Origin of the sequence: Denitromonas halophila (assembly GCF_007625155.1) — a bacterium.
In the GTDB taxonomy this organism is placed as follows: Bacteria; Pseudomonadota; Gammaproteobacteria; order Burkholderiales; family Rhodocyclaceae; genus Nitrogeniibacter; species Nitrogeniibacter halophilus.
In genome coordinates, this window is the sequence record NZ_VMNK01000001.1 from 121,904 (window position 1) to 141,108 (window position 19,205).

At 62.8% G+C, this 19,205-nt stretch carries 18 protein-coding genes; 15 read left to right on the forward strand and 3 right to left on the reverse strand.

Annotation, left to right across the window (positions count from 1 at the left end; translation table 11 throughout):
- Window positions 1-164 precede the first annotated feature (164 nt).
- The gene (mutL, locus tag FHP91_RS00565) at window positions 165-1,955 is read right to left on the reverse strand and encodes a DNA mismatch repair endonuclease MutL (RefSeq protein WP_144307754.1); all 1,791 of its coding nucleotides are present in this window, start codon (window positions 1,953-1,955) and stop codon (window positions 165-167) included.
- A gap of 107 nt (window positions 1,956-2,062) precedes the next feature.
- Between mutL and FHP91_RS00570 the strand changes: the two genes are divergently transcribed.
- The 9 genes from FHP91_RS00570 (at window position 2,063) to FHP91_RS00610 (ending at window position 10,554) form a co-directional block, all read left to right on the forward strand.
- A complete protein-coding gene (locus FHP91_RS00570) occupies window positions 2,063-2,713 on the forward strand; it encodes a DedA family protein (RefSeq protein WP_144307755.1) in 651 nt (216 codons plus the stop codon).
- A 4-nt stretch (window positions 2,714-2,717) separates the two neighbouring features.
- Window positions 2,718-3,416, forward strand: a complete 699-nt coding sequence (locus tag FHP91_RS00575) for a hypothetical protein (protein WP_186301398.1) — start codon at window positions 2,718-2,720, stop codon at window positions 3,414-3,416.
- Between the two features lie 56 nt (window positions 3,417-3,472).
- Window positions 3,473-4,114, forward strand: coding sequence for a phosphoribosylglycinamide formyltransferase (purN, locus tag FHP91_RS00580; RefSeq protein ID WP_144307756.1), 642 nt, complete (start codon window positions 3,473-3,475; stop codon window positions 4,112-4,114).
- Complete coding sequence (locus tag FHP91_RS00585) at window positions 4,114-4,884, forward strand: DUF3108 domain-containing protein (protein WP_144307757.1); 771 nt, start codon at window positions 4,114-4,116, stop codon at window positions 4,882-4,884. Before purN ends, FHP91_RS00585 begins: the two co-directional genes overlap by 1 nt.
- Window positions 4,881-6,083 carry an RsmB/NOP family class I SAM-dependent RNA methyltransferase gene (locus tag FHP91_RS00590; protein WP_144307758.1) on the forward strand — a complete coding sequence of 401 codons (1,203 nt, stop codon included), beginning with the start codon at window positions 4,881-4,883 and terminating at the stop codon, window positions 6,081-6,083. The genes FHP91_RS00585 and FHP91_RS00590 overlap by 4 nt, the downstream gene beginning before the upstream one ends.
- Entirely contained in the window at window positions 6,074-6,640 is a 567-nt protein-coding gene (locus FHP91_RS00595) for a phospholipase D family nuclease (RefSeq protein WP_144307759.1), read from the forward strand. The genes FHP91_RS00590 and FHP91_RS00595 overlap by 10 nt, the downstream gene beginning before the upstream one ends.
- Window positions 6,641-6,745: 105 nt before the next feature.
- Window positions 6,746-7,918, forward strand: coding sequence for a DesA family fatty acid desaturase (locus FHP91_RS00600; protein ID WP_144307760.1), 1,173 nt, complete (start codon window positions 6,746-6,748; stop codon window positions 7,916-7,918).
- Between the two features lie 64 nt (window positions 7,919-7,982).
- The gene (locus FHP91_RS00605) at window positions 7,983-8,570 is read left to right on the forward strand and encodes an rRNA large subunit pseudouridine synthase E (protein WP_144307761.1); all 588 of its coding nucleotides are present in this window, start codon (window positions 7,983-7,985) and stop codon (window positions 8,568-8,570) included.
- A gap of 124 nt (window positions 8,571-8,694) precedes the next feature.
- Window positions 8,695-10,554, forward strand: coding sequence for a cation:proton antiporter (locus tag FHP91_RS00610; RefSeq protein WP_222105067.1), 1,860 nt, complete (start codon window positions 8,695-8,697; stop codon window positions 10,552-10,554).
- Between the two features lie 6 nt (window positions 10,555-10,560).
- Here FHP91_RS00610 and FHP91_RS00615 read toward each other — a convergent pair whose 3' ends face one another.
- On the reverse strand, window positions 10,561-11,175 hold the full coding sequence (locus tag FHP91_RS00615) for an HNH endonuclease (protein WP_144307762.1): 615 nt from the start codon (window positions 11,173-11,175) through the stop codon (window positions 10,561-10,563).
- Window positions 11,176-11,257: 82 nt separating this feature from the next.
- Entirely contained in the window at window positions 11,258-11,815 is a 558-nt protein-coding gene (locus FHP91_RS00620; RefSeq protein ID WP_144172609.1) for an NUDIX hydrolase, read from the reverse strand.
- A gap of 199 nt (window positions 11,816-12,014) precedes the next feature.
- On the opposite strand from FHP91_RS00620, the gene FHP91_RS00625 reads away from it, so the two are divergent.
- The 6 genes from FHP91_RS00625 (at window position 12,015) to motB (ending at window position 19,067) form a co-directional block, all read left to right on the forward strand.
- Window positions 12,015-14,084, forward strand: coding sequence for a GGDEF domain-containing response regulator (locus tag FHP91_RS00625; protein ID WP_144307763.1), 2,070 nt, complete (start codon window positions 12,015-12,017; stop codon window positions 14,082-14,084).
- Window positions 14,085-14,096: 12 nt separating this feature from the next.
- On the forward strand, window positions 14,097-15,842 hold the full coding sequence (locus FHP91_RS00630; protein ID WP_222105068.1) for a putative bifunctional diguanylate cyclase/phosphodiesterase: 1,746 nt from the start codon (window positions 14,097-14,099) through the stop codon (window positions 15,840-15,842).
- A 189-nt stretch (window positions 15,843-16,031) separates the two neighbouring features.
- A complete protein-coding gene (gene flhD / locus FHP91_RS00635; RefSeq protein WP_144172614.1) occupies window positions 16,032-16,349 on the forward strand; it encodes a flagellar transcriptional regulator FlhD in 318 nt (105 codons plus the stop codon).
- 15 nt (window positions 16,350-16,364) lie between these two features.
- Entirely contained in the window at window positions 16,365-16,916 is a 552-nt protein-coding gene (gene flhC / locus FHP91_RS00640) for a flagellar transcriptional regulator FlhC (RefSeq protein WP_144307764.1), read from the forward strand.
- A gap of 196 nt (window positions 16,917-17,112) precedes the next feature.
- A complete protein-coding gene (motA, locus tag FHP91_RS00645) occupies window positions 17,113-17,967 on the forward strand; it encodes a flagellar motor stator protein MotA (RefSeq protein WP_144307765.1) in 855 nt (284 codons plus the stop codon).
- Between the two features lie 35 nt (window positions 17,968-18,002).
- Complete coding sequence (motB, locus tag FHP91_RS00650; RefSeq protein ID WP_144307766.1) at window positions 18,003-19,067, forward strand: flagellar motor protein MotB; 1,065 nt, start codon at window positions 18,003-18,005, stop codon at window positions 19,065-19,067.
- The last annotated feature ends 138 nt before the right edge of the window (window positions 19,068-19,205 follow it).

Sequence of the window (19,205 nt, forward strand, 5' to 3'; positions counted from 1 at the left end):
CATACCGTCTTGTTGAATCGATCGAAAGAGGATCGAAAGAGGATCGATTCAACCACGATGCTCAGCATGTGAACAGTCACGATTGAAAACAACAAGTAGCTGACGATTTCTTTCATTTCGATCTGGTCGATTGGTTGGGTCTGGTTGAGAGCGTCTCGCGCGCCTCACTGACCCCGCAAGAAAAACCGATCCAGCTCGGCCATGGAGAACTGTGTCCAGGTCGGGCGGCCGTGGTTGCATTGGTCGGCGCGGTCGGTGGCTTCCATCTGGCGCAGCAGGGCGTTCATTTCGGGAATGGTGAGCGTGCGGTTGGCGCGCACGGCGCCGTGGCAGGCCATGGTGGCGAGCAGCTCGTTGCGCCGCGCGGTGATGACCTCGGTGGCGGGCATGTCTTCGAGCTCGGCGAGCACCGAGCGGGTCAGTTCGCCGACGTCGGCGCTCGATAGCAGCGCGGGTACGGTGCGCACCGACAGGGCGGTCGGGCCGGCGGCGGAGATTTCGAAGCCCATGCCGGCGAGCGCGTCGGCGCAGGCTTCGGCAGTGGCCATCTCGCGCGCCGACACCGACAGCACGGCGGGGATCAGCAGGCGCTGGATGGAGGGCGTGCCGTCGAGCACGGTCTTGAGGCGCTCATACAGAATGCGCTCGTGGGCGGCGTGCATGTCCACCAGCACCATGCCTTGCGCGTTCTGCGCGAGGATATACACCCCATGCAACTGGGCCAGCGCGAAGCCGAGTGGCGGGGCTTCGCCGGCCTGTTCGGGCGGCATGGCGGGGGCGTTGAAGCTGCCTTGGGCGCGTGGCTCTGTCGGGCGCGCGCTGCTGGCGAAGTCGTAGTAGTTGCGCGCGGCCGATTCCATGGCCAGCGGGCTCTGGGTTGGCGTGGCGGCGTAATGGCCGAAGGCGGCGGCTGGTGGCGCGCCGGTGGGTGTGACCGGCGCGGTCGGCACAAAGGCGTCACCACGAGCCTCAGCGGCGCCGGAGTGGCCGAGCGCGCGTTCGACCGCGTGGTACACAAACTGATGTACGGCGCGCGATTCGCGGAAGCGGATTTCGATCTTGGCCGGATGCACGTTGACATCGACGGTGCGCGGATCGATCTGCAAGAACAGCACATAGGCCGGATGCCGGCTGCCGTGCAGGATGTCGCGGTAGGCCTGGCGGATGGCGTGGGTGAGGAGCTTGTCGCGCACGAAGCGGCCATTCACAAAAAAGTACTGCGCGTCGCGGCTGGCGCGGGAGTAGGCGGGCAGGGAGGCAAAGCCGGTGAGCTGCAGCGGGCCGGCCTCGACGCTGACCGCGCGGGCGTGCTCGAGGAAGTCATCGCCCATCAGCAGGCCGACGCGGCGGGTCATGTCGCTGGCCGGCAGGCGGTGGCTGACCCGGCCGTTGTGGGTCAGCTGCATGGCGATGTCGGGCCGTGCCAGCGCCACGCGGCGGAAGGCTTCGTCGCAATGGGCGAATTCGGTGCCTTCGGTTTTGAGGAATTTTCGCCGCGCCGGGGTGTTGTAGTAGAGCTCCTGCACATCCACGACGGTGCCGTGGTTGAGCGGGGCGGGTTCGGGCGCGCGGCCGGGGCCTTCGACCCGCCAGGCGTGGCCGGCGCCGCGGGCGCGACTGGTGATGCTGGTGCGCGCGACCGACGCGATGGCGGCCAGCGCCTCGCCACGGAAGCCCATGGTGGCGACCGATTCGAGGTCTTCGAGCGAGGCGATCTTGCTGGTGGCATGGCGTTCGAGGGCGAGGGCGAGGTCGTCCTTGTCGATGCCGCAGCCGTCGTCGCTGATGCGGATGCGCCGCACGCCACCGGCTTCGAGCAGCACTTCGATGGCCTGAGAGTCGGCATCGACGGCGTTTTCGAGCACTTCCTTGAGCACCGAGGCGGGGCGTTCGACGACTTCGCCGGCGGCAATCTGGTTGATGAGCGGGTCGGAGAGGCGGTGAATCGCAGGCATGGGCAGGCAGTGAATCGTGTCAGAGGCAACGGTGCCGGTTGCAGGAGTCGAACCCGGAAGCGGCGGCTTCGGTATGATACGCGCTGCCCACTCTATTGCGCCGCGTCATGGAACTGATTGCCCAATTCATCGATATCGTTTTGCACCTGGACAAATATCTCGCCGTGGTGCTGGCCGACTATGGCAACTGGATCTACGCGATCCTGTTTCTGATCATTTTCTGCGAAACCGGCCTGGTGGTGACGCCCTTCCTGCCGGGCGACTCGCTGTTGTTCGTGGCTGGCGCGCTGGCGGCCACCGGCGGCATGGACATCACGATTCTGATCTCCACGCTGTTTGTGGCGGCAGTGCTGGGTGATAACACCAACTATTGGATCGGCCGCTCGGTCGGGCACCGGGTGTTCCGCTGGGAGCAGTCGCGCTTTTTCAACCGCGCGGCTTTCGACAAGACGCATTCGTATTTTGAGTCCCATGGCGGCAAGACCATCATCATTGCGCGCTTCTTGCCCATCTTCCGCACCTTCACGCCCTTCGTGGCCGGGGTGGCCAAGATGACCTACTCGCGCTTCCTGCCGCTGGATATCGCCGGCGGGGCGATCTGGATCGGGTCGCTGTGCCTGGCTGGGTACTGGTTCGGCAATATCCCGTTCATCAAGAACAATCTGAGCTTCGTCATCCTGGGCATCATCGCGATTTCGCTGGTGCCCATTGCGATTGGCTGGCTGCGCCATCGGCGCACGGCGAGCCAGGCGGGCTGAGCCGATGCGTGCGGTGATTCTGAGCCTGGTGTGCGCCGTCCTGGCGGGCTGCGCGGCACCGGGTTCCGGGCCCTCACCGCGAATGGATCGGGGCTTTACGCTGTCGGGGTTGGCCAAGTCGGATATCGACAAGGTCTCGGAAATTCATCACCACCATCTGTTTCAGTCGCTGCGGCGGCTGACACTCAAGCTCTACCGGCGCAATCCGGCCGAATGGCGCAAGCGGGGCCTGGCCAGCGCCGAGGCGGCGGTGGCCGATCTGTTTGACCGCGACCATCGCTGGCGGCTGGAGGCGCTTAATTACCGCCACGGCGCCGAGGCGATCCAGATTGCGCTCACGCCGGACTATCCGGGCGACCGTGTGCAGGCCTTTGTGACCGGCTTGGTGAGCATGGTGCAGAAGGCGCTCGGCGAGCGCGGCGAGTTCTATATGTTCGATAAGGTGGACCCGCAGCGGGTGTACAATGCGGCCCGAAATGTTGAAGTGGCCGCCTGGAAGCTGGGGCAGGCGCGCGACGCGCTCGGGCAGGTGTTGCTCTTGAGTAACGAAATGGAACCCGTGGCCAATTTGAGCTTCGAACGTGAGTTTGGCCGCCAGATCGGTTTGCTCGATGCGCTGGCCGATGTGCACGCCGAGCGCGACGGGCGCACCCTGACCCGTGTCATCCAGAACGCAGCGACCGCCGTTTTCCTTCCTTTGTAAAGTTCGCCGGCAACGGGGCGCAGCCCCGCGCGACATGGCCGGCCAGAGCGAGTCCCATGAAATCCATCGTCATCCTTATTTCGGGTCGTGGCAGCAATATGGAAGCCATTGTGCAGGCGGCCATTCCCGGTGCACGCATTGCCGCGGTCATCAGCAACCGGCCGAACGCCGGCGGGCTGGCCTTCGCTGCCGCGCAAGGCATTGCTACGGCCGTGGTCGACCACACCGCCTATGCTGAGCGCGCGGCGTTTGATGCCGCGCTGGCCGAGGCGATCGACAGCCACGCGCCCGATCTGGTGGTGCTGGCGGGTTTCATGCGGGTACTGACCCCCGGTTTCGTGCGTCAGTACGAAGGCCGGCTGATCAACATCCACCCCTCGCTGCTGCCTTCATTTACCGGCCTGCATACGCATCAGCGCGCGCTGGAGGCGGGCGTGCGGGTGCACGGCACGACGGTCCATTTTGTGACGGCCGAGCTCGATTGCGGGCCGATCATCATCCAGGCCGTGGTGCCGGTGATGGCCGGGGACGACGAGGCGACGCTGAGTGCACGGGTGCTGGCGCAGGAGCACCGTATCTTTCCGCAGGCGGTGCGCTGGATTGTCGAGGACCGGGTGAGCATCGATGGCAATGTGGCCCGGGTGGCTGGCGTGCGCGAACCCGGCGTGCTGATCAGCCCGCCGCCGGAGAACGTGTGATGTGCCCCGGCGCGCGGTGGTTGGTGCTGTGTGGCCTGGTGCTGAGCGTGTTGGCGGGGGCGGCGCAGGCTAATCCGGCGATGTCCGAAGCGAGCGAAGACGCCGCGCCATGGCCGACCCAGGGGCGCATCATCTACCGTATCTATCATGGTGACAGCGGCATTCAGATCGGCCGCGCGACGCATACCTGGTGGCACGACGATGGCCGCTACTGGATGGAGTCGCTGGTCGAGACCACCGGCCTGGCAGCACTGCTCAAAGACTTCCGTTACCAGCAGCGCAGCGAAGGCGCCGTGACGGCGCAGGGCTTGCGCCCCGAGCGATTCAGCGTCGACCAGCGTGGCAAGCCGCATCAGGAAGCCCGCTTTGACTGGGTCGGCGCGCAGGTGCGCATCAATCGGGGGGACAGCAAACGTCAGGCACCGATCGTGGCCGGCGACCAGGACATTCTCAGCATCGCACACCAGTTGGCCCAGCCGGGCGCGCCAAAAGCGCCGGTGGCGCTGACCGTGGTGAGCAACAAATCTGCCGCCGTGGCCAAGGTGCGCGATCTGGGCGACGCGACGGTGCGTTTGCCGCTCGGTCAGATGCCGACGCGGCATTTTTCGGTGCACTCCGACGACGGCAAAGTCAAGATCGACATCTGGCTGGCCGCCGGTCAGCACTGGCTGCCGGTACGTATCCGGATCGAGAACCGCAAGGGCGAGATTCTCGATCAGCAAGCCGAGCATCTGGTGCTCGGCGAACCCGCACAAGGGAATCCATCATGAGCGCGCCATTGCCCGCTGTGCTGCATCAACACACCGCCCGTTTGCTCGACCAGTTGCTGCAGTTTGCGCACCCGGCCGACGCGACAGTGCAACAGTATTTCCGAAAGAATACGGCCCTCGGCAGCCGTGATCGCGCCCGTGTGGCCGACGCGGTGTTTGGCTGTTTGCGTCATTTGCGTCGGGTGCGTCACGCCGCGGGCGAGGGGGCAAGTGCCGATGCCTTGGTGGCGGCGTGGACCGGCGGCGCCTGGGCGGCGATCGATCCGGCCACGCTGAGCCCCGCCGAGCGTGCCGACTTGCCCGACTGGCTGATGGAACGCTGGCCGTGGCCGGCGGGCGAGGTGGCGTCGGCGGTGGCCGAGGCGTTCAACCAACCCGCGCCGCTCGACTTGCGGGTGAATATCGTCAAAGCCAAACGCGACGCCGTGCAGGCCGCGCTTGCCGCCGCCGGGATCGAAACCGTGGCCGGCCGTTGGGCGCCGCACGCGCTTCGGGTGGTCGGCAAGCCGGCCTTGCAGCGTCATCCGCTGATGGTGGACGGCAGCATCGAAGTGCAGGACGAAGGTAGCCAGTTGCTCGGCCAGTTGCTCGGCGCGCGACGCGGTGAGCAGATCGTCGATTTTTGCGCCGGTGCCGGGGGCAAGAGTCTGCAGATTGGTGCGCAGATGCGCAACACCGGTCGGGTGCACGCCTTTGACGTGTCGGCCGGGCGTTTGTCTGAGCTGGCGCAGCGGGCGAAAAGGGCGGCACTGGGCAACGTGCAGCCGATGGCGATTCGCGACGAAAACGATGTGCGACTGAGCCGGCTCGCCGGCAAGGTTGACCGGGTCCTGGTCGATGCCCCGTGCTCGGGCCTGGGCACGTTGCGGCGCAATCCCGACCTGAAGTGGCGTCAGGGGCCGGAACAGCTGGCCGAAAAAGCCGTCTTGCAGGGCGCGATCCTCACCGCCGCCGCGCGATTGGTGAAGCCGGGCGGCGTGCTGGTGTATGCCACCTGCAGCATGATGGCCGAGGAAAACATGGGGGTGGTCGACGCTTTTCTCTCCGAGCATCCGGACTTCACCATCGAGCCGGCCCTGGCGGCGCTGGCCAAGCAGGGGGTTGAGCTGCCCGACAATGGACGATCCACGCTCCTGCTTGACCCCTTCCATCACGACACCGACGGCTTTTTTGCGGCACGAATGGTGCGATGCGCCTGAGGCTTCGCGCCGCCTTGCTGTGCCTGCTCTGGCCGTTGGCGGCGTCCGCCGCGCTCGGGCCGGTGCACGCCGATGGGCGTATCGAGGTGTTGTTCGCACCGCATGACCCGGTCGAGGCACGGCTGATTGCCCTGATCGGGCAGGCGCGCCGTAGCGTACGGGTGCAAAGCTATATCTTTACCCGCAAGCCGGTGGCCGAGGCGCTGGTGGCTGCGCGGGGTCGGGGTGTGGATGTTCAGGTGCTGGCCGATGCCCGCATGAACCAGCGCGGCAAGAATGCCTTGCCGCTGCTGCTCGCCGCCGGCGTGCCGGTGGCGCTGGAGACGGCGTACAGCGCGGCGCACAACAAGGTGATCCTGATCGACGCGGATGAGACGCAGTCGGTGGTGATTACCGGCTCGTACAACTTCACCTGGTCCGCCGGGCGCAAGAATGCTGAGAATGTGATGGTCGTCTATGGGCATCGCGAGGTGGCGCTGGCCTATCGAGATAATTGGCGGCGCCACTGGCAGGCCGCCACGCCCGTCGGACGCTTGCCCGTCAAGTTGGTCGATTGATCGCACGGGGAGGCGTGGCGGCGTGTTTTTTTGCGCTGGCGCGGGCGCGATCGGGCTTCACGTATAATCGGCAGCTTACCGCCTGATGAAAGGACGCGCGCTCGCATGATTTTCGGTTTGATTGATTTGCCCTGGTGGGGTTATGTGGTGGTCGCGCTCGGCCTGACGCATGTGACGATCGCTTCCGTCACCATTTTCCTGCATCGCCATCAGGCGCATCGCGCGCTGGAGTTGCACGCGATTCCGAGCCATTTCTTCCGCTTCTGGCTGTGGTTGACCACGGGTATGGTGACCAAGGAGTGGGCAGCCATCCACCGCAAGCATCACGCCAAATGCGAAACCGTGGACGATCCCCACAGCCCGCAGACCCGCGGCTTGAAGAAAGTGCTTTGGGAGGGCGCCGAGCTCTACCAGATCGAGGCAAAGAACCAGGAAACGCTCGATCGCTACGGGCACGGCACGCCGGACGACTGGCTCGAGCGCAACATCTACACGCGCAACACGGTTGGCATCAGCCTGATGCTGGTGATCAATCTGGTGCTGTTTGGCGCCCTGGGTCTGACCATCTGGGCGGTGCAGATGATCTGGATCCCGTTTTTTGCGGCGGGTGTCATCAATGGCATTGGCCACTTTTGGGGCTATCGAAATTTCAATTGCGCCGACGCCTCACGCAATCTGGTGCCCTGGGGCATCCTGATTGGCGGCGAGGAGCTGCATAACAACCATCACACCTTTGCCACGTCGGCCAAGCTGTCGGCGCGCTGGTACGAGTTCGATATTGGCTGGATGTATATCCGCCTGCTTCAGTTGGTCGGGCTGGCCAATCCAAAAAAGGTGATTCCGTTGCCCAGGTTCGGCGAGGCGCGTGTGGTGCCCGACGGCGAGATGCTGCGCGTGATCATCACGCACCGCTACGACGTGATGACGCGCTATCTGCAGACGCTGCGTCAGACCTACCAGGACGAGATCGAGACGCTGCGCCAGAAGCATGCGGGCACTTTCCAGTTGCGTACGGGCGAACTGGTTCGACTGCTGCAAAAAGAATCGGACACCTTGCCCGCCGAGCAGGAGGCGCAGCGTGTTGCGGCCCTGGCGCATAGCGAGCGGCTGGCCTTGCTGGAGCGGATGCGCACCGAATTGGCGAGCTTGTGGGCGCGCTCGTCCACCTCGTCAGATCAGCTGCTCGTGCAATTGCGCGACTGGATCGAGCGCGCCGAGCAAAGCGGGATCGCGCAGCTGCAGGAGTTTTCCCATCGGCTGCGGTGTTACGCGGCTTGATCGTATCGTGTGACATGAAGCGCCCCGGCAAGCGCGCCGGGTGGCGCGCTTGAGGAACGGCAGCGTGTCGCGCATCCTGCTGTTCAACAAGCCCTTTGATGTGTTGTGCCAGTTTTCGCCCGAAGGGGCGCGGATGACACTCAAAGACTTTATCGATGTGCCGGACGTCTATCCCGCCGGACGGCTCGATGCCGACAGCGAAGGTCTGCTGGTATTGACCGACAACGGTGGCATACAACACCGGATCGCCGATCCGCGGCACAAGGCGCCGAAAACCTATCTCGCGCAAGTCGAAGGCATCCCCGACGAGGCGGCACTGGCGGCCTTGCAAACCGGCGTCAATCTGGGCGATTTTCGTACCGCGCCGGCACAAGCGCGAATCGTTGATACGCCTGCGTGGCTGTGGCCGCGGACGCCACCGATTCGCGAGCGTAAGGCGATACCGACCTGCTGGATTGAACTGGTGCTGCGCGAAGGCAAGAATCGTCAGGTGCGGCGAATGACGGCCAAGGTCGGTTTCCCGACGTTGCGTCTGATCCGCACATGCATTGGCGACTGGTCGCTGGCCGATCTGGCGCCTGGCGCCTGGCGTGATGTGGCGGTACCCAAAGCGCTGACCGGCGCGTCGTCATCGTCGCGCGGCAGACGATAAGCATCGAAGCGGTTATGCTTTGCGCCGAATTATCGCTGTGCCCTTACACCTGAGTGCGGGTGGGCAAACGAAACGTCGATTTCGTACCCAAGCGGCCTGAACCCCATGTTTTGACGGAGTCTGTGTGACAGATACAACCATTGCGACCATTGCTGCCATCGGTGTTGTCGGCGGCGCTTGCCAATGGCTGGCCTGGCGGATGCGTCTGCCGGCGATCTTGTTTTTGCTGATTGCCGGCATTGTTGCCGGACCGATCGGCGGATGGCTCGACCCCGACGCCTTACTGGGTGATTTGCTGTTCCCCTTCGTTTCGCTGGCGGTGTCGGTGATCCTGTTCGAAGGCAGCCTGACGCTCAAGTTCTCTGAAATTCGCGGCATCGAGAAAGTGGTGCGCCGTTTTGTGACCACCGGCGCGCTGGTGACCTGGGTGATCGTCACCCTGGCCACGCAATGGATTACCGGTATCTCCTGGGGCCTGGCCACCTTGTTTGGTGCGGTGATGGTGGTGACCGGGCCGACCGTGATCGTCCCCATGCTGCGCACGGTGCGTCCGACCATGCACATTGCCAACGTGCTGCGCTGGGAAGGCATCGTGATCGACCCGATCGGTGCGCTGCTTGCAGTGCTGGTATATGAGTTTCTGGTGTCATCGGGCACCGCCGGGGGCGCGGTGGGCGCCACGCTGATCGTGTTCCTGAAGCTGATTTCGGTCGGATCGCTGACCGGTATCGGGGTGGGCTATCTGGTCGGTGAGGCCTTGCGCCGCGACTGGTTGCCGCACTACATGTTCAACGTGGCCACGCTGGCGGCGGTGATGGGGGCGTTTGCGCTGTCGAACGCGCTGTCGCATGAATCTGGCCTGCTGGCGGTGACGGTGATGGGGATCTACCTCGCCAACCGCAAGGGGGTGCCGGTGGAGGAGATTCTCTCCTTCAAGGAAAGCCTGAGCCTGCTGCTCATCACCGCCTTGTTCATCCTGCTCGCCGCGCGACTCGATCTGAGTTTGCTGCTGGGGCTGGGCTGGGGTGCGGTGCAGATCTTCCTGGTGGTGCAGTTTGTGGCGCGGCCGGTGAATGTGCTGGTGTCGACGCGCGGCTCCAGTCTGAGCTGGCGCGAGCGTGGTTTGCTGGCCTGGATTGCCCCACGCGGTATTGTCGCGGCCGCGGTGATCGCGCTGTTCTCGCTTCAGCTTGAGCAAAAAGGCTATGCCGAGGCCGTGTTGCTGGTGCCACTGACCTTCGTCATCATCATCGGCACGGTGGTGTTGCAGAGCCTGACCGCCGGCCCGCTGGCGCGACTGCTGAACGTCGCCGAACCCGGCTCGGGCGGCTTCCTGATCGTGGGCGCAAACCCGCTGGCGCGGGCCATTGCCAAGGCCTTGACTCAGAACGATGTGTCGGTGCGGCTGACCGACATGCTGTGGGACAACGTGAGCCGCGCCCGCATGGCCGGCCTGCAGACTTACTATGGCAACCCGCTGTCCGAGCACGCCGAGGTGTACCTCAACACGGCGGGTCTGGGCCGGGTGTTGGCGATGACCGCTGACGAGCACTTGAATGAACTGGCGTGTACGCGCTTCAAGGGCGACTTCGGTCCGAAGCGGGTGTTTGCGCTGCGTGTCGGTGCGCGTGAAAAAGGGCGCAAGGCCGTGTCGCTGGCCGGTCTGGACGCTTTTGGCGAGGGCAACAATTTTGTTGAGTTGTCACGCCGCCTGGCGCGTGGGGCGGAAATACGCCAGACCAACATCAGCGAGGCATTCAGCTTCGAGCAGTTCAGCAACAACTATGGCGAGCGCGCGGTGCCGCTGTTTGCGATCGACCCGAAGGGCCGCGTGGAGGTTTTCGCGACCGAAGCCGAGGTTCAGCCGAAGCCTGGCTGGATGGTGCTGGCGCTGGTAGATGCCGACCCCGACGAATACAAGCGACCGGCCAAGGCTGAAAAATCAGACAGCAAGGCCGAAAAGACCGAGGCCAAGACGCAGTGATCCGCCTCAGGAGGCTCTGACGCGGCTTTGCTTCGGTACATGCTGGACCAGAAAGTCCATCTGGTCTGCCAGGATGTGGCGATTCGACAAAATCAGGTATTCGGCCTTGTTGGGCACGTAGGGCGTGTACAGCAAGGTCATGCCCGCGCGCTCGGGGCGCCGGTTGTCCTTGCGCTGATTGCAGCCGCGACAGGCAGTGACCACGTTCATCCATACATCTTTTCCGCCGCGCGAGACGGGTTCGATATGGTCGCGGGTCAGCAGCGCGCCGGGCAGGGTGCTGCCGCAGTAGGCGCAGGTGTGGCGGTCGCGGTGGAAGAGCTCTCGATTCACCAGCGGCGGCACCTGCCGGAAGCTGGCTGGCCGCAGTGCCTGTCCCTTGATGGCGATGATGCTCTGGCTGCTGATCGATGAGCGCTCACCGGTGATCCGGCTCGTACCACCCCAGATATGGAAGGCCTGTGCGCCGATTGACCACGCCACCATGTTGCGGGCGTGATAGGTGCACGCCGCCTGCCAACTGACCCAGCGATGCGGGTGCCCATGCATGTCCAGTGTCAGAATCCACGGACGGGCTGCGGGTCGAATGACCTGCGTGTGGGTTGCTTGGACGGCATGCATGGTTCGATCGCGCTCCCGGGGTGAGATGTTGCAATCTGACAAGGCAGTGTGACACCTCTATGTTTGAGGCGCCAGATGCGGCTTAGGTTCCTTCTTTGGTGTGGCTGTGCAGCAGGCTCAGATCCTGTGCATGCGTGCCGTACTGCCCATTGCGGCGATCTTCAAAAAAGCGCTCCAGGGCAAAGCGGACGGAGCGAAAGGCCAAGGTATCCCACGGTATGTCGGACTCGGCAAACAGCGCCACTTCCAGAGACTCGATTCCCGCAGCGAATTCAAGATCAAGCATCTGGGCCCTGTAAAACAGATGAACCTGGCTGATTTCGGGAATGTTTACGAGCGCGAACAGGGGGCCCACGGTGATGCGCGCGCAGGCCTCTTCGAGTGTTTCTCGGGCGGCAGCTTCGGCGGTGGTTTCGCGGTTTTCCATGAAGCCGGCGGGGAGTGTCCATTTTCCGAGCCGCGGCTCGATCGCGCGGCGGCACAACAGGATTTTCTCTTCCCACACCGGGATGGCACCGACCACCATCTTGGGGTTGAGATAGTGGATTTCGCCGCAGTCGACGCAGACATGGCGCGGGAGCGAATCGCCCGCCGGCACCTGCAGGCTGACACTGGCGCCACAGGCTGAACAGAACTTCATGAAGGCTCTCCGATTCGCCCGCGCGAGGGCAGGGCGCGAGCTGACTCATTCTAGCAGGCGATGCAATGGCGACGCGCGCTGAGGACCATGGCGTATGACAGCGGTCCTAAAGTCCCTGTCTGGCGTGTCGTAAGGAAACGGGAGTCCCGCGGTGAGCGCCGGTGCATGCGGGTGTGCTGTTATCCGGAAAAAACAAAAAATGGGTTCAAACATCGATATCCGAACCTTTGAGCAGATCAAGGCCTCGGGTGATCTGCCTTCCCCAAAAGGTGCTGCGCTGGCCATCATCCGTTTGACCCGGAAGGATGATCTGTCGCTGGCCGAGCTTGCGCGCGTCATCAAGACCGATCCGGCGTTTGTGGGCCGTTTGATCAAGGCGGCCAACGGTGCCGCGTTTGGATCGCGGCGCAATGTCGCCTCGGTCCAGGATGCCTTGGTGGTGTTGGGCTTGTCCTCGGTGCGCAACATGGCGCTTGGCTTCTCGCTGTTGTCGAGTTATCGCAATGGGGGGTGTCGCGGTTTTGACTACGACGGCTTCTGGTCCGGTGCCTTGATCATGGCAATCACCATGCAGGCGGTGGCACAACGGATTCGTACCGCGCCCGCCGATGAGATGTTCTGTCTTGGTCTGTTGTCGCGAATTGGTGAGCTGGCGTTGGCAACGATCTACCCCGGACCGTATGGCGAAGTGCTGACGCTCCTGAAGACGGCAGAGGCGTCGGATCTCGCCGTGTGCGAACGCGCCGCATTTGCCATGGATCACCGCGAACTCACGGCGGCCATGTTGGCCGACTGGGGGTTGCCGTCCTTGTTCGTCGACACCGCAGCGCTGTTTGAAGTGCCGGACAGCGCCCAATTTCCGCCTGATAGCCGGCAGCGACAGATTCTCGATGCCTTGTGCCTGGCCGATGCGCTGCGCATCACCTGCTTGTCCGATCCCTCGTTACGCGCCGAGCAGGGCGCGACGCTCTATCCGATGGGCGAGCGCCTCGGCATGGATGTCGAGAGCGTCAATGCCTTGTGCGATGGCGTGGTTGCCGCCTGGCTCGAATGGGGGCGGGTACTGCAACTCGAAACGCAGGACATCCCCGCGATGTCCAGTTTGACCCGCGCCGCCGTTGCTGCATCGCCCGTCTCGGCCGAGCTGAAGGCGGCTGTGACAAAGGGCGCTGACGCGGGCGACACGCCGGGCGTTGTCGGCTCGGCGATGCGCGTGCTGATTGTGGATGATGACGCCGCCGTCCGGACACTGTTGCGTGGCATGCTCGAGCGCGCCGGTCATTCGGTGTTTGACGCCGATTGTGGTCGTCAGGGCATGGAGCTGGCGCTGGAGGTACAGCCTCATATGATGCTGGTGGATGCCGTGATGCCCGATATGAGCGGCCTGGCTCTGACCCGGGCGCTACGCCAGACCCGGATCGGCCGTAGTATCTATATTCTGATACTGACCGCCAGCGGCGAAGACGAAAGCCTGATCGAAGCCTTTGACAGCGGCGTGGACGACTTCGTGGCCAAGCCCGTGCGTCCGCGCATGCTGGCCGCGCGCTTGCGTGCCGGCCATCGGGTCATCCATCTGCAGCAGGAAGTGGAACGCGACCGTGAGGAGATTCGTCGTTTTGCAGCCGAACTGGCGGTGAAGAACCGGCGCCTTCAGGAAGCGGCGCTGACCGATCCGCTCACCGGTTTCCCCAATCGGCGCTATGCCATTGAGCGTATGCAACAGGCCTGGGCAAGCTCGGGGCGCAGTGGCCGGCCGTTGTGCGCGATGGTCATCGATATCGACGCATTCAAGCAGATCAATGACAGCCACGGCCATGATGTGGGCGATCAGGTGCTGCGGCAGATCTCCGCTGCGATCAAGCAGGCGGTGCGCGCGCAGGACATGGTGGCACGCACCGGGGGTGATGAATTCCTGGTGCTCTGTCCCGAAACGGACCTGTCGGCGGCCTTGCTGTGCGCTGAGCGGGTACGGCGCGCTGTGCGTGTAGCCCGTGTGAATGCAGGGGGTCTGGCGCTGGACTTGTCGATCAGTGTCGGTGTGGCCGAGCGCGACGCCGACATGCCGGACCCGGATGCGCTGATCAAGCGGGCCGACCAGGGCGCCTACCGGGCGAAGGCGGATGGCCGTAACCGGGTGGCGACAATTCAGCGAGCTGCGGGCGGGGCAAACGGTGCACCCGGCGCAGCCGCGGATGAACACGAAACATCCAGGTCTCAAGTTCGCGCGAAGCCCGCCGTGAACCCGATAGTGATAGACGAAAGCGCCTAGGTCGAAATCAACATGCAACCCAAGGACGCCATGATCATGTCGGACCGACCCATACGGGTTTTGGTTGTTGACGACGTTGAAGATGATGCCTACTTGCTGCAGGCCGAACTGGGGCAGCGCGGGGTCAGCATCGAGTACCACCGTGTCGATAGCGAAATCGACATGGCGGCTGAACTCGCCAGCGACGCGTGGGATCTGGTCATTTCCGATCACAACATGCCCGGCTTCGACGCCCTGGCGGCGCTCGAAGTGCTCAAGCGCAGTGGGCGCGACATTCCCTTCATCATCCATTCGGCGCACATCAGTCACCAGTTGGCGGTGTCGGCGATGTACGACGGCGTGCACGACTTCATTCCGAAAGGGCAGTACGAGCGCATGGTGCCCGTCATTGAGCGCGAGCTGCGCGGCGCGCAGGCGCGGCGGGCCGTGCGACAGGCCGATGACCGCATCCAGCAGCTGTCCTATTACGACAAGCTCAGCGCGCTGCCGAACCAGAATCTTTTTTGCGACAAGGTGACCGAGTGGCTGAACACCAGTCAGCGCCAGGGGCGCACAGCGCGCGGCGCCTTGTTTGTGATCGACATCGATCGCTTCCTTCGGGTGAACGCGAGCTTTGGCTACGAAGCCGGCAACGCGGTGCTCAAGGAGGTCAGTCAGCGGCTGACCGAAGTGCTGCAGTCCGATGTGTTGCTGGCGCGCCTTGGCGGGGATGAATTCGGCGTGTTCGTGCCGGGGATCGGCGAGCGGCAAAGCGCAGAGGTGTTTGCCCGCTGGATCTCCAAGGTGTTTGATTCGCCGTTCATGAAAGACGGCATCGAATTGTTTCTGACGCCCAGCACGGGCGTGGCCTTGATTCCCACCGACGGCACGCAAGTCTACGAATTGCTGATGAGTGCTGAGACCGCCAGTGCGCATGCCAAGAAGCGGGGCGGCAACGGGTTTTTGTTCTACGACCGGACCATGAATGCGGCCTCGACCGAGCGCGTGGCGCTGGAGTCGGACTTGCGTCACGCGGTCGAGCGCAGTGAATTGTTTCTCGAATTTCAACCTGTCATTGATGCCCAGTCGGGCACGATCGTCAGCGCCGAAGCGCTGGTGCGCTGGAATCATCCGCGCCTGGGGCGTGTCCCACCTGACCGCTTTATTACGCTGGCCGACGAGACCGGCCTGATTGTCGATATTGGCGCCTGGGTGCTCAATGAGGCTTGCCGTTGTTGCCGCGGTTGGCATGTGGCCGGATTTTCAGACATGAAAGTGTCGGTCAACGTATCGGCCGTACAGTTTGGCCAGCCGCGTCTGCTCGAAGCGGTGCGCGATGCGCTGAGCCACTCCAATCTGCCGCCCAAGGCCTTGATGCTGGAGATTACTGAGTCCTCGCTGATGCAGGACGCCGAGTCGACCGCAGGCATGCTGCGCGCACTGCGTAATATGGGGGTGCGTATTTCGGTGGATGACTTTGGCACCGGGTATTCGTCGCTGTCTTACCTCAAGCGCTTCCCGCTCGACGTGATCAAGATCGACAAGTCTTTCGTGCGCGACCTGTGCGTGGATGAAGAAGACGCCGCGATTGTTCGCGCCATCATCGCGCTGGCGCACAGCATGCGCCGCTCGACCATTGCCGAGGGTGTTGAAACCGCAGAGCAAGTCGAGCTTCTCAAACGCGAGAACTGCGAGTTTTTCCAGGGCTATTACTTCGGAAGGCCGATGAATATCGAGCGTATTCTGGAGCGACTGGAAGCACAAAAGGTTCAGGCCTAGCATCGCGGCTGCCAGACCGGGCAGCACCTCTTTGCGGAAGTATTTCAGGATGTGTCAGAAAAAACCTGACACGTCCTCGCGCCGTTTATCTGACTTCAACTTACCTTTCGGCCCGATACCGCCAGCATCTGCCACCGAGCACAATGGTCCCCACAGTGCCTAAGCACGACCATGGGCAGGAGACATCAGATGAAAAGCGCCGACTTGCAAGACGAAATCCGGGAACTCAATCTCGCCTACCTCATGCTCGCCCAGCAACTGGTGCGGGAAGATCGGGAGATTGCCATGTTCCGCCTCGGCATCGGCGCCGATGTGGCCGATCTCATCAATGGGCTGACGACGGCACAGATTGTGCGCCTGTCCAGCCAGCAAATGATGTTGTGCCGCGTGCGCTTTGACGACAGCGCCTTGCTGGGCATGCTTACCGGCGAAGGCCGTGACGCGGCGACGGCCTCCTTGCACGCCGCCATCATTGCGGCTGGCAAGCCGGTGGAAACCCTGGCCTGATCTCGGGAGAGCCTCATGCGCAATAAGAGTGTTCTAGCCGAAGCCGAAGACATCCAGCGCGCGGTCGAGATGATCCGCCTCGGTGCGCGCATGCAAATGCTTGAATCCGAAACCAGGCTCAGCCGGGAGCGCCTGCTCAAGCTTTACAAGGAAGTGCGTGGCGTCTCGCCCCCCAAGGGCATGCTGCCGTTTTCGACGGACTGGTTCATCACCTGGCAGCCGAACGTACATTCCTCGCTGTTCATGTCTTTTTACCGTTTCATGAAAGACACCGCAGGCTTGTCGGACCTTGATGCCATCGTCAAGGCTTTCCGCCTGTACCTCGATCACATCGATGCAGAAGATATGGAAGAAGTGCTGAGCCTCACCCGCGCGTGGACGCTGGTGCGCTTCTTCGACGCTGATTTGTTGCAACAGGCCACGTGTACATGCTGCGGCGGTAACTACGTCGCACATGCCTACGATCCCACGCACGAGTATGTGTGTGGCCTGTGCAACATGCCCTCCCGAGCCGGAAAGGGTCGCCGCTCACGGAGGATTGCGACTGATCGCAATGCACTGGTCTGACCTCCTCCTTGCTGCGCAAGGGGTTACAAGCCGCCGGAAATACCCGGCGGTTTTTTTTTGCCAAGCCCCGCAGCACATGGATTTGCCGGCGTTCGGGTGCTCAAGTTTCTCTTGGCAGCGCCGTTAGCAGGCTTGTGCAAGGCGATCCGATGCGGATCGCACGCATCACAGATCAGACAACACAAGGGTTGCTTCGATGTTTCTTATCATCGGATATGTCATCGTGCTCGCCGCATCGCTCGGCACCTATGCTATTCACGGCAGCCTTGCGGCGCTGTGGGTGCCGACCGAGTACGTCGCCATCGTGGGTTTGATGATCGGTGGCTTCGTGGCCAGCAATAGCATCAAGGCCATCAAGTCCACCATGGCTGCACTGCCCTCGGTGCTCAAAGGCTCTTCGTACAACAAGGCCTACTACATGGACGTGCTCGCGCTCATGTATGAGTTGCTGTCCAAGGTGCGCAAGGAAGGCCTGATGTCGATTGAAGGCGATATCGAAAACGCCGACGCCAGCCCGATCTTTTCCAAGTACCCCGCGTTCATGTCTGATCACCACGCGGTCGAATTTCTCACTGACTATTTGCGCATGATGGTCGGTGGCAACCTAAATGCCTTCGAAATTGAAAACCTGATGGACATGGAGATTGAAACCCATCATCAGGAGGCACACGGCCCGGCGCACGTCATGTCGAAGGTCGCGGACGCCGTACCAGCCTTCGGTATCGTGGTGGCGGTGATGGGCGTGGTGAACGTGATGGGCTCGGTCGGCCAGCCACCGGCAGTGCTCGGCAAGATGATTGGTGGGGCGCTGGTGGGTACCTTTCTCGGTATCCTGGTGTCTTACGGTTTTGTGGCCCCGATCGCCGGTCAGCTTGAGCAAAAGGTGGAAGAGGGCAGCAAGATCTACCAATGCATGAAAGTGGTTCTGCTCGCCAGCATGAACGGCTATGCACCGCAGGTGGCCATCGAATTTGGCCGCAAGGTGTTGTTCTCCTCTGACCGTCCTTCTTTCATTGAACTGGAAGAAGACGTGAAGAGCCGCAAGGGCTAAGCGGCTTTGCGTTGTGCTCTTGAGACATCGATCGCATGAGTGACGATACCCAACAACCTATTGTCGTCAAAAAGATCAAGAAGGGCGGCGGCGGCGCTCACGGTGGTGCGTGGAAGATCGCCTATGCCGACTTCGTGACGGCCATGATGGCTTTCTTTCTGCTGATGTGGCTGCTCGGCTCGACCTCCGATGGCGACAAGGAGGGCATTGCTGAATTCTTTCAGAACCCGCTCAAAGTTGGCATGAGTGGTGGTACCGGCTCGGGTGACAGTTCCAGCATACTGATGGGCGGCGGCGAAGATCTGACGCGTTCGCTGGGGCAGGTCAAGCGCGGCGACGTAGAAGGCAACAAAACCGTCAATCTGGATGCCGCAATTGATCCGTCGGTAGACGCAAAGGGGCATGACGCCGCGCGGTTCGAGAAAGAAGAGCGTGCCGCGTTGGTTGACCTCAAAGGGCAGATCGAGGCCTTGATCGAAGCGACGTCGGCGCTCCGGGAGATGAAAGATCAATTGGTGATGGACATCACTGAGGAGGGGTTGCGCATCCAGATTGTGGATGAGCAGAATCGGCCGATGTTCACAGGTGGCAGCGATACGCTGCAGCCCTATACCAAAGGGCTGTTGCACGCGATCGGTAAAGCGCTCAACCAGGTCCAGAACCGGATCAGCCTGTCGGGTCACACGGACGCCAGTCAGTACGCGGGCGGCAGTCGCGGTTTCTCCAACTGGGAGCTGTCGGCCAACCGCGCTAACGCCTCACGCCGCGAACTGGTGGTGGGGGGGTTGGAAGACGACAAGGTGATCCGGGTGGTCGGTCTGGCCGATACCATTCCGTTCAAGGCCGACGATCCCTATGATCCGACCAACCGGCGCATCAGCATCATTGTGCTCAACCGCAAGGCCGAGGCCGCGGTTCGCGGCACGCCGGAGCAACTTCAGGTCAGCAACGGCTCGGACGAGACGCAGATTGCCGATGGCCTGACACAGCGGGCGCCGGTGCCGGCCCTTGCCCCCGCGCTACCACCTCCGCGCATTGCGCCACGAGAGCTGCCAAACGGTGACCGTCGGCCGCGTATCGTGATGCCAACCCAGCGATAGGGCCATCCCCGAGCTTGCTTCCGGCGAGCGCGTTTTCACCTCGCTTGCCACCGCCTGTCGACCCCGACACTCGCTAAAGTCAGCCGCCGTCATGACGTTATGGACATGACGGCTTGCTTAATTTCTGCGGGATTCCGA